10 protein-coding genes are annotated in these 10,903 nt (G+C 72.4%); 3 read left to right on the forward strand and 7 right to left on the reverse strand.

Annotated elements, in window-relative coordinates:
- Positions 1-82 precede the first annotated feature (82 nt).
- Entirely contained in the window at positions 83-1,438 is a 1,356-nt protein-coding gene (gene gdhA, locus ACWGIG_RS31385; RefSeq protein WP_453325078.1) for an NADP-specific glutamate dehydrogenase, read from the reverse strand.
- 139 nt (positions 1,439-1,577) lie between these two features.
- Here gdhA and ACWGIG_RS31390 point away from each other — a divergent pair, with 139 nt between their 5' ends.
- Positions 1,578-2,378, forward strand: coding sequence for an aminotransferase class IV (locus ACWGIG_RS31390; RefSeq protein ID WP_453325079.1), 801 nt, complete (start codon positions 1,578-1,580; stop codon positions 2,376-2,378).
- 71 nt (positions 2,379-2,449) lie between these two features.
- Entirely contained in the window at positions 2,450-2,836 is a 387-nt protein-coding gene (locus ACWGIG_RS31395; protein ID WP_453325080.1) for a hypothetical protein, read from the forward strand.
- Here ACWGIG_RS31395 and ACWGIG_RS31400 read toward each other — a convergent pair.
- Positions 2,820-4,073, reverse strand: a complete 1,254-nt coding sequence (locus ACWGIG_RS31400; RefSeq protein ID WP_453325081.1) for an MFS transporter — start codon at positions 4,071-4,073, stop codon at positions 2,820-2,822. The two genes, ACWGIG_RS31395 and ACWGIG_RS31400, sit on opposite strands and share 17 nt — an antisense overlap.
- Before the next feature lie 105 nt (positions 4,074-4,178).
- Between ACWGIG_RS31400 and ACWGIG_RS31405 the strand changes: the two genes are divergently transcribed.
- Positions 4,179-5,117, forward strand: coding sequence for a LysR family transcriptional regulator (locus tag ACWGIG_RS31405; RefSeq protein ID WP_453325082.1), 939 nt, complete (start codon positions 4,179-4,181; stop codon positions 5,115-5,117).
- Here the strand turns inward: ACWGIG_RS31405 and nadE are convergent.
- From nadE to ACWGIG_RS31430, 5 genes are all read right to left on the reverse strand, one after another.
- A complete protein-coding gene (gene nadE, locus ACWGIG_RS31410) occupies positions 5,090-5,926 on the reverse strand; it encodes an ammonia-dependent NAD(+) synthetase (RefSeq protein WP_453325083.1) in 837 nt (278 codons plus the stop codon). The genes ACWGIG_RS31405 and nadE overlap by 28 nt on opposite strands.
- A gap of 124 nt (positions 5,927-6,050) precedes the next feature.
- Positions 6,051-7,178 (reverse strand): LLM class flavin-dependent oxidoreductase, encoded by a 1,128-nt coding sequence (locus tag ACWGIG_RS31415; RefSeq protein ID WP_453325084.1) that lies wholly within the window; start codon positions 7,176-7,178, stop codon positions 6,051-6,053.
- Between the two features lie 125 nt (positions 7,179-7,303).
- On the reverse strand, positions 7,304-8,722 hold the full coding sequence (locus tag ACWGIG_RS31420) for an NtaA/DmoA family FMN-dependent monooxygenase (RefSeq protein WP_453325085.1): 1,419 nt from the start codon (positions 8,720-8,722) through the stop codon (positions 7,304-7,306).
- Between the two features lie 29 nt (positions 8,723-8,751).
- On the reverse strand, positions 8,752-9,996 hold the full coding sequence (locus ACWGIG_RS31425) for an LLM class flavin-dependent oxidoreductase (RefSeq protein ID WP_453325086.1): 1,245 nt from the start codon (positions 9,994-9,996) through the stop codon (positions 8,752-8,754).
- A gap of 30 nt (positions 9,997-10,026) precedes the next feature.
- Positions 10,027-10,818, reverse strand: coding sequence for a GNAT family N-acetyltransferase (locus ACWGIG_RS31430; RefSeq protein WP_453325087.1), 792 nt, complete (start codon positions 10,816-10,818; stop codon positions 10,027-10,029).
- Positions 10,819-10,903 lie beyond the last annotated feature (85 nt).

The raw sequence follows: 10,903 nt of genomic DNA on the forward strand, positions 1-10,903 counted from the left end.
ATCCTGGCGATCGCCCCGTCGAACTCCCCGGCCGGTGGTCCCCGTGCGCGACACCGGCCTGTACGAAAAGATCAGGAGACCGTCAGATCAGGCCCTGCGCCAGCATCGCGTCGGCGACCAGCTCGAAGCCCGCGATGTTCGCGCCGACCACGTAGTTGCCGGGCACGCCGTACCGCTCGGCGGTCGTGTGGCAGGCGTCGTGGATGTGCCGCATGATCTCTTCGAGCCGCTCCTCGGTGTGGGCGAAGGTCCACGAGTCGCGCGACGCGTTCTGCTGCATCTCCAGTGCGCTGGTGGCGACTCCGCCCGCGTTGGCCGCCTTGCCGGGGGCGAAGGCGACGCCCGCCTCCTGGAAGAGGCGTACGGCTTCCGGGGTGGTGGGCATGTTGGCGCCCTCGGCGACGGCGCGGACGCCGTTGGCCACCAGGGTGCGGGCGTCGTTCTCGTCCAGCTCGTTCTGCGTGGCGCAGGGCAGCGCCACGTCGCACGGAACGTTCCAGACGCCGCGTCCGGCGACGAACTGGGCGTGTGCGCCCCGGCGTTCGGCGTACTCGGAGACCCGGCCGCGGCCCGCCTCCTTGATCTCCTTGAGCAGTGCGACGTCGATGCCCTTGTCGTCGACGACGTACCCGCCGGAGTCCGAACAGCTCACGACGGTCGCGCCGAGCTGCTGCGCCTTTTCGATGGCGTAGATGGCGACGTTGCCGGAGCCGGAGACCGCGACCCTGCGGCCCTCCAGGCTCTCGCCCCTGGCCCGCAGCATCTCGGCGGTGAACATCACGCACCCGTAGCCCGTCGCCTCGGTGCGCGCCTGCGCGCCGCCCCAGCCGAGCCCCTTGCCGGTGAGCACCCCGGACTCGTACCGGTTGGTGATGCGCTTGTACTGGCCGAAGAGGTAGCCGATCTCACGGCCGCCGACGCCGATGTCACCGGCGGGCACGTCGGTGTACTCGCCGATGTGGCGGTGGAGCTCCGTCATGAACGACTGGCAGAAGCGCATGACTTCGGCGTCCGAGCGGCCCTTGGGGTCGAAGTCGGAGCCGCCCTTGCCGCCGCCGATGGGCATGCCGGTCAGGGCGTTCTTGAAGATCTGCTCGAAGCCGAGGAACTTGACGATGCCGAGGTTGACCGACGGGTGGAAGCGCAGGCCGCCCTTGTAGGGGCCGAGCGCGCTGGAGAACTCCACCCGGAAACCGCGGTTGACGTGCACCACGCCGCTGTCGTCCGACCACGGGACCCGGAAGATGAGCTGCCGCTCGGGCTCGCACATGCGCTCCACTATGCGGGCGTCCATGAACTCGGGGCGGGCGCTCAGCAGCGGCGACAGCGTTTCGAGGACCTCGCGGACCGCTTGGTGGAACTCGCCCTCGCCCTGGTTGCGGCGCAGCACCTCGCCGTACAGCTTCTCGATGACACCGTTCTCGGTCGTGGCAGACATCTGGACACATCCTTACGTGAGCGCACGGGTGTTCTGGTCGTTCTGTTCGTCCTGGGCGGTGATTGTTCCAGTGCAGGTCAAGGGCGGTCGCAGCGGTCCACATTCTGGCGCCGTCACAGCGCCGTGACAGCATGGCCGGATGCTGACCATCGAGATCAACGGCGGACCGCCCCTGGCCGAGGAACTGCACCGCGCCGCGGCCTGGAACTACGGCCACTACACATCGATGCAGGTGCGCCAAGGGGCGGTGCAGGGACTGGAGTTGCACCTCGCACGGATGCGGGCGGCCTCACGCGAGTTGTTCTGCAGCGCGGTGGATGCGGATTCCGACCGGATACGCGCACTGCTCCACCACGCGGTCGGTACGCAGCAGGACGCCTCGGTGCGGATCACGGTGATTCCGCACGCGAGCGACCCGGACCGTACGGACGTCATCGTCGCGGTCGACGAACCGGTGCCCGCCGCCCCTCGCCCGCCGCTGCGGGTACGGACCACACCCTTCGAACGAGACCTGCCCCACCTGAAGCACCTGGCGACCATGGGCGTCACCCACCGGGCGCTGCAGGCCAGGGCGGGCGGTGACGACGACGTCCTGTTCGTCGGGCGGGACGGTCTGGTCCTTGAGGGCTCGGTGTGGAACGCGGTGTTCTGGGACGGCGAACAGGTCGTCTGGCCCCAGGCCCCGATGCTGTCCGGCATCACGATGCAGCTCCTCCAGGCCGGCCTGACCCGCGCCTCGGTGCCCTGGACCTCGCGCCCCGTACAGGCAGCGGACCTTCCGTCGTTCCTGGCCGCCGCCGCCACCAACTCGCACCGCCCGAACCAGCCGATCGCCCGCATCGACGATGTGGACCTCGCGCGCGACGCGGGGGCGCTGGTGAAGGCGCTCGACGCGGCGTGGGCGACCGTCGGGTGGGATCTCGTCGCCACCGGCAACTGAGTACGGCCACCGAGGCGAACTGAGTACCCGCACCCTGCCGCACCATGGCTCCCTCGCGGTGAACTTGCCCCATGCAGCCCCACTCCTCACTCCGCACACCGCCCAAGGACCGGCCCGTTCCGGCCGAGGCGCAGCCCACCGCTGCGGACCACATGAGCGCACCGGACGGGCCGGACCCCCTGTGGTGGGCGCTCCCGGCGATGTTCACGCTGCTCGCCGGGATCCTGGGGTACGTGGGCCGGTTCGTGGGCCCGTTGCCGTTCGTGTGGCACCTCGGATACCTGGTGCCGCTCGGCCACGTCGTGGCCCTCTGGTTCCTCGCCAGGTCCCGGGAGCGCCGCGGCCTGTGCTGCGTGCTCGGGGTGTCCGCCTGCCTGTACGCGCTGATCTACGGCAAGGCGGTCATGGCCGTCGCCTACGCGCTCGCGCTCGTGTCCTGGCTCAAGAACGGGGACTGACCCGGCCGAACACCCCGACGGCCAGCGCCACCGCCGCGAGCGCGGTGGCACTCCACAACAGGGGGACGATCCCGGCCGATTCCACGACAGTGCCGCCGAGGAACGCGCCCAGGGCGATCGCGGCGGTGAAGACGCCGACGTACAGCCCGGTGATGTGCTCGACGCGGTGCGGTGCGGACTGCGTCATCCAGGTCTGGCCCGCGACCGAAAGACCGCCGTACGTCAGGCCCCACAGGGCCATGCCGAAGCCGGTGACTCCGGCGGCGGTGCCGAAGAGCGCGAGCAGCAGGATCGAGGTGGCGATGCCGGCCGCGAGACCCAGCACGGTGAGCCGCGCGCGGCGTGCGGCGAGGGCACCGGCGGCGAAGTTGCCGATCAGCCCGAAGAGTCCGTAGAGCAGCAGGAACAGGGCGACGGTCCCGGGCTTCACCCCGGTGTACTCTTCGAGTACGGGTCGTACGTAGGTGTACGCGGCGAAGTGCGCGGTGACCAGGAACACGGTCAGCAGCAGGCCGACGGCCACCGGGGCGTTGCGCAGCAGGGGTTGGCGGGCGGACCGGTCGGCCGGTCCTGCGGGTGCGGCCGGGCGGGGCAGGCGCGGCAGGGCGAGGAGCAGCCCGGCGGTGAGGAGCAGTGCGGCGGCGGTCATTACGGCGAACGCGGCCCGCCAGCCGAAGGAGTTGCCGACGAACGTGCCCAGGGGAACGCCGACGACCGAGGCCGCGGCGACGCCGCCGACGGTGCAGGAGACCGCGAGCATGGCGTTGCGGGGGGCCACGAGCCGGGTCGCGACGGCGGGCGCCAGGCCCCACACCGCGCCCATACCGACGCCGACGACGATCCGGGAGACGACCAGCAGTCCGAAGCCCTCTGCCGCGGCGGTCAGCGCGTTGCCGACGGCCAGCACCACCATCGCGGCGGCCAGCACCGCGCGCCGGTCGAGCGCGCCGAGCACGCGGGGCACCAGCGGGGCGGTGACCGCGGTGACGACGCCGGTGAAGGAGAGGCTGAAGCCTGCCGTGCCCGGGCTGATGCCCAGTCCGTCGGCCATCGGGGTCAGCACGCCGACCGGCAGCATCTCCGAGGTGACGACCACGAACGTGCTCAGGGCCAGGGCGGCGACCGCGACCCACTGCCACGGCGTGGTGCGGGCGGAGGTGGACGCGGTGGAAGTGGACGCGGTGGAAGTGGAAGTAGGCGCGGTGGAGGTGGGCGCGGTGGGCGTGTGGGAGCTCATGGCGTCAGCCAAACAGCGCCCCCGACCGGGAACAACGCCGATTTCCTCATCGATCGATCAACCAGGCTCATCGATCGGTGGGGCTCGCCGACTAGGGTCGTCGACATGAACCAGGTCCACGTCCAGGAGATCGAGTGTCTGCTCGTGCTCTCCGACGAGCTGCACTTCGGCCGGACCGCCGCCCGCCTCGGCTGCTCCCAGAGCCGGGTCAGCCAGCTCGTCGCGGGCCTCGAACGGCGCGTCGGCGTACGGCTCGTCGACCGCACCAGCCGCCGCGTGGAACTGACCCGGTTCGGGGCGCAGTTCGCCGACGAGGTGCGGCCGGCCTACGAGGCGCTGAACAGCGTCGTCACCGGGGCCCAGGCACGTGCCCGGCGCGGCGATCTGCACGAGATCCGGATCGGCTTCCACGGCAGCGTCCACGAAGAGGTCGCCGAGGCCTTCCGCCGGCTGCGCGCCCGGCACGAGGTGACGACGGTGCTGAGCGAGATCCCGTGGAGCTCGCCCTTCTCGGCCGTCCGCGACGGCCTTCTCGATGCCGTAGCGGTGGAACTCCCTTGCAGGGAGCCCGAGTTGACGGTCGGCTTCCACTTCCCGCCGCAGGACCAGTTGCTGGTCGTCGCCGCCTCCCACCCGCTGGCCGGCGCCGGCCGCGTACCGGCGGAGGAGCTGGCGGGCCTGGACGTCCTGCGTCCGGCCGGGGACGCCCCCGAGTACTGGAAGGCCGCCCGCGTGCCGCACACCACGCCCGCGGGCACCCCCATCCGCTCCACGACGGGGATCACCACCGTCCAGGAGGGCCTGGCGCTGGTGGCCGGCGGCGAGCGCGCCATGCTGGTGTGCCGCCCCATCGCCGAGCGCGTCGTCCGCGGCGACGTGCGGTACCTCGTGGTCGACGGTCTCGACGAGCCATCCCAGCTGGGGCTGGTCTGGCGCACCGACCGCGCGACCCCTCAACTGGTCGCGCTGGCCGGTCTGTTGGGCGAGGAGTACGCCCGGGCGCAGGCTCCCGAAGGTCAGCCTCGGGGTGCGTACGGCAGCTGACGCTTGTGGTCGGTGAGCCGGTAGCGGCGGACGATCGTCTCGAAGACGGCCTCGCCCACCGGCTTGCCCTCCAGGAAGTCGTCGATCTCGTCGTACGTCACGCCGAGGGCGTCCTCGTCGGGCTTGCCCGGGTCGAGGGTCTCCAGGTCCGCCGTCGGGACCTTCCAGACCAGTTCGGCCGGAGCGCCCAGCGCGTCGGCGACGCCCCGTACCCGGCGCTTGGTCAGTCCGGTCAGCGGTACGACGTCGGCGGCGCCGTCCCCGTACTTCGTGAAGAACCCCGAGACCGCCTCGGCCGCGTGGTCGGTGCCCACGACCAGGCCGTTCTGCGCGCCCGCGACCGTGTACTGGGCGATCATCCGCTGCCTGGCCTTGATGTTGCCCTGGACGAAGTCCTGGTGGCGCGCGTCCCTGAAGGTCACGCCGCCGGCCAGTGCGGCCTCCAGCGAGGCGTCGCTCGCGGACTTCACGTCCACGGTCAGGACCTGGTCGGCGTTGATGAAGCCGAGGGCGAGCTGGGCGTCCTTCTCGTCGGCCTGGACCCCGTACGGCAGGCGCATGGCGTAGAAGGTCGCCTCGTGTCCTGCGGCGCGGGCCCGCTCCACGGCGAGCTGGCACAGCCGGCCCGCGGTCGTGGAGTCCACACCGCCGCTGATGCCGAGCACCAGCGACCGCAGTCCCGTGGAGGTGAGCCGCTCGGTGAGGAAGGCCACCCGCCGCTCGATCTCCTGCTCCGGATCGAAACTCATCGACACCTGGAGATCCCGTGCGATCTCCTGCTGCAGGGTGCTGGACGCCGGGTCGGTCACGGCTGCTCCTCGTACTCGCTCGTGGTGGGCTGGGGCGGAGGCCGGGAGCCGCCGCTCACCCCGACTCTATGCTGCGTGCCCTCCCGGCCCCCGACCTGCCCTTACGGTCACGGCCTGCCGCTCGCTACCTCTTGCGCCACTCCTCGGCCAGCAGCTCGTACGAACGCACGCGGTCCGCGTGGCCGTGGGTGATCGTGGTGATCAGCAGCTCGTCCGCCCCGGTGGCCTCCCCGAGCTGTGCCAGCTGGTCGGCGACGCGTCCCGGGGATCCGACGAACTGGGTCTCGACCCGGTCCTGGACCAGCGCCCGGTCCTCGTCGGTCCAGACGTGGGCGCGGGCCTCGTCCGGGGTGGGGAAGGGGATCGCCCCCTCGGCGGTGCGGATGCTGCGGACCCAGGGGGCGTAGCCGGTGGCCAGTTCGCGGGCGGTCTCGTCGTCCTCGGCGACGACGACGTCCGCGGACACGCTGACGTACGGCTTGTCGAGGATCTCGGACGGCTCGAAAGCGGCCCGGTAGCCCTCCGCCGCTTCCAGCACCGTGCCGGGGCTGACGTGGTAGTTCGCCGCGAAGCGGAGCCCGCGCCTGCCCGCGACCTCGGCGCTCTCGCCGCCGCTGCTGCCCAGGATCCAGAGCTCCAGCTCTGCGCCCTCGCCCGGCACGGCATGCGCTTCGATGCCGTCCTGCGAGCGGTACGTGCCCGCCAGGAGCGCCCGGATGTCGTCGATCTGCTCGGCGTAGTCCTGCGACTCGGCACGCGGCTGCTGGAGCAGCGCACGCTGGAGGGCGACGCGCGGCGAGCCGAGCAGATGCGCGAAGGAGAACCGGGGCGGGATGCGCAGCCCGTTGGGGGCGCGCCCTTCGACCACCGGGGTCGCGGCCGGCGGCGGGGCGGCGGGCGTCGCGGGCGGCCGACCGCCGGAGCGGCCCAGGCCCAGGTCGATGCGGCCGGGGTGCAGGGCGTCGAGCAGGCCGAACTCCTCGACCGTGGACAGGGCGGTGCGGTGGCCGAGTTGCACGGCTCCGGCGCCGAGCCGGATTTCCGAGGTGGCGGAGGCGGTCAGGGCGAGGACGACGGCGGGCGAGGTGCCGGCCACGCCGGGGTTGAGGTGGTGCTCGGCGAACCAGTAGCGGGCGTACCCGAAGCGCTCGGCCTGCTGGGCCAGGTCGATGGAGTTGCGGAGCGCGTCGGTGGCGGTGGAGCCGGACGGGACCGGCACCAGGTCGAGGACGCCGAGGGGGATGTCGGACATGGTGGGTGTGCTCCTCAGTGGTCGGCTCAGTGGTCGGCTCGGTGGTGGGGTCGGGGGTCGGGGCCGGTGGTGGGGTCGCGGGTCAGGGACCGGTCGTCTGGGGCCCGTGGGGTCGGTGGTCGGCGTCAGTGGTCGGCTGTCGCGGCTGCCGCGTGCCGGGTCAGGCCGAGGTGGTCGCGCAGGGTGGTGCCCTCGTACTCGGTGCGGTGGACGCCGCGTTCCTGGAGCAGGGGCACGACGGTGTCGGCGAAGCGGTCGAGGCCGCCGGGGGTGACGTGCGGGACGAGGATGAAGCCGTCGGACGCGTCGGCCTGGACGAGGTCGTTGATGGTCCCGGCCACGGTGGCGGGGGCGCCGACGAAGGTCTGGCGGTTGCCGGTCTCGATGACGAGGTCGCGGATCGACCAGCGGTTGGCGGCGGCGCGTTCGCGCCATTCGCGTGCGGTGGCCAGCGGGTCGCGGTACATCCTGACCTGGGCGCGGCCACGGGCGACGGTGTGTTCGCCGGGGTCCGGGTCGATCTCGGGGAGCGGGCCTTCCGGGTCGTACGCGGACAGGTCCCGGTTCCAGACGAATTCGAGGTGCTTGATCGCGGTGGCGCCGCTGACCTGCTGCCGGCGCACCTCACGGGCCAGTTCCCGCGCCTCGGCGTCGGTGTCGCCGAGGACGAAGGTGGCGGCGGGCAGGATGAGCAGTTCGTCATCGCTGCGGCCGTGCCGGGCGAGGCGGCCCTTGACGTCCGCGTAGAACGCCTGACCCTCCGTGAGGGTGGCGTGCCTGCTGAAGATCGCGTCGGCGCTCGCCGCGGCGAACTCGCGGCCCTCCTCGGAGTCGCCCGCCTGGAAGATCACCGGACGGCCCTGCGGGCTGCGCGGGACGTTGAACTGCCCCTGGATGTCGAAGTGTTGACCCCGGTGTGCGAAGGCCCCGGCCTGTGCGTCGCGCAGGAAGGTGCCGGTCCGCCGGTCGGCGACGATCTCGTCCCCGTGCCAGGAGTCGAAGAGTTCGTGCGCGGTGGCGAGGAACTCCTCGGCGCGGGAGTAGCGCTCCCCCTGCGGCAGGAAGCCGCCGCGGCGGAAGTTCTCGCCGGTGAAGGCGTCCCAGGAGGTGACCACGTTCCAGGCGGCGCGCCCGTCGGAGAGGTGGTCGAGGCTGGCGAACTGGCGGGCCACCTCGTACGGCTCGTTGAAGGTGGAGTTGATGGTGCCGGTCAGACCGAGGCGCTCGGTGACGGCGGCGAGTGCGGCGAGGACCGTGAAGGTGTCGGGGCGGCCCACGACGTCCAAGTCGTAGATCTCGCCGCCCTGTTCGCGCAGTCGCAGCCCTTCGGCGAGGAAGAGGAAGTCGAACTTGGCGCGTTCGGCGGTGCGCGCGAGGTGCGCGAAGGAGCTGAACTCGATGTGGCTGCCCGCCTCGGGGTCGCTCCACACGGTGGTGTTGTTGACGCCGGGGAGATGGGCTGCGAGGTGGACCTGCTTGAGGGGCTTGCTGAGGGGCTTGCTGAGGGGCTTGTTGGGGGGCTTGTTGAGGGGCTTGCTGCTCATGGTCAGGTGGCCTTCCGGCTCGGGCGGACTCAGGCGGGGGTGGGTGCGGCGGCTGCGTAGCGGTTGGCGGGGCGGGCGAGGCCGAGCAGTCCGCGCAGGGTGTCCGCCCCGTACGACCGCCGGAACGCACCGCGGCGCTGGAGTTCGGGCACCAGCCGACGGGTGATCGCCGGGAGGTCGTGGCCCGCGACGGCGGGCCGCAGCCGGAAACCCGACAGTCCGGCGGACTGCAACTCCTGGAGCACATCGGCGAGTTGGGTGGGGGTGCCGGTGAAGAGCGGGGCGTCACTGGTGTACGGGCTGCCTGCGAGGGCGTCCAGCCGGTCCCGGCGGGCCGCGGCGGCGCCGGGTTCGTCGTCGAGGAACACCACCAGGTCACCGAAGACGTGCAGGGGGTCGTCGGCGCGGCCCGCCGCCTCCTGTTCGGCGCGGATCTCGTCGACGACGGCGCGGGCCTCGGCGGCGTCGTGCGGGGTGACGTACCCGACGTCGGCGGACCGGGCGACGAGGCGGTACGCAACGCTCCCGTGGGCCAGGGCGCTGACGACCGGCTGGCCCTGGGGCGGCCTGGGTGTGATCGAGGGGCCCTTCACGCGGAAGTGCTTGCCGTCGAAGTCGACGTAGTGGAGCTTCTCGCGGTCGATGAAGCGGCCGGTGGCCACGTCACGGATCTCCGCGTCGTCCTCCCAACTGTCCCAGAGCCTGCGCACGGCCTCGACGTAGTCGGCGGCCTCGTCGACGAGTTCGCCCGCCACCTGCTGTCCGGCGGGGGTGCGGTAGCCGCCGGCGGGGAGCGGCGGGACGGTACGACGCCCGAAGTGCGCGGCCTCGTTCGGGCGGCCGGTGACCTGTACGCGCAGACCGGCGCGGCCGGAGCTCACGTGGTCGAGGGTGGCGATGGCCTTGGAGAGGTGGAACGGCTCGGTGTGGGTGGCCACCACGGTCGGCACGATGCCTATGTGCCGGGTCAGCGGGGCGACCCGCGCGGCGACGAGGACGGCGTCCAGGCGTCCGCGGACCTGGTCGGTGCGGTCGTCGGGCGCGGTGGGGTGCGAGGACTGGAGGCCGAGCCCGTCCTCGATGGTCACGAAGTCGAGCAGCCCGCGTTCGGCCTCGGCGATCAGGTCCAGCCAGTAGGCGGCGGTGAGGAGTTCGCGCGGCCGGGCGACGGGCTCGCGCCAGGCGGCCGGGTGCCAGCCGGCGCCGTCGAGGGCGACGGCGAGGTGGAGGGGTGCGGGTGCGGGTGTGGGTGTGGGTGTGGGTGTGGGTGACATGGGAGGGCTGCCTTCCTGATCGATTCGGTACTACGGGGTGGAACGACGGGGTGCCGCGGTGCCGTCGTCCGCCTGCGGTGCCACGCCCGGGGCTCGTACGAGCAGGAAGCGGTTGTGGGTGCGCAGAGTGAAGCCGATCGACTCGTAGAGCCGGATCGCGTCGGTGTTGCTCGCGGCCGTGTGGAGGAAGGGGGTCTCCCCGCGTTCCCTGATGCCCGCCGCCACCGCCCGGACCAGCCGGGTGGCCAGTCCCCGGCCGCGCCGGTCGGGGTGGGTGCAGACGGCGCTGATCTCGGTCCAGCCCGGCGGGTGCAGGCGTTCGCCGGCCATGGCGATCAGCCGTCCGCGGTCCCGGATGCCGAGGTAGGTGCCGAGTTCGACGGTGCGCGGCAGGAAGGGGCCCGGTCTGGTGAGGGCGACCAGTTCGAGGACCTCGGGCACGTCGGCGGGGCCGAGCCGGACCGCTTCGGGCGCGGGTTCCGCGCGGAGGGAGGTGTCGATCAGTTGGACGCCCTCGATGCTGTGCTCGGTCCGCCACCCGTCGGGGACGCCCGCGTCCGGTACGCCGGTGACGGAGATGGCGGCGCCGGGCCCGACGAGCCGGGCCAGGTCGTCCCAGGCACGGGGATCGGCGGGGTCGTCGAGGGCGGTGAACGGCGCGACGCCCGTCGGATAGCGGGCCGCTCGTCCGACCCGCTCGGCGAAACGGGCGTGCGGCCCGGTCAGGGCCGCCCAGGCGGCGTTGTCGAGGAGGTGTGGACTGGTCGTCGGAGAACTGGTCGTCGGAGACAGGGACGGGTCGTGGTCGATGGTGGTGGCCATGGCGGTACGGGTACTCCGTCTCGGGTGGGGGCGGTGCCGGGGGCGTGCGGTCGGGAGGGGGCGCGCTCCGCGTGGGGGCCGCCCC

The sequence above is a fragment of the Streptomyces sp. NPDC054863 genome (genome assembly GCF_053610825.1).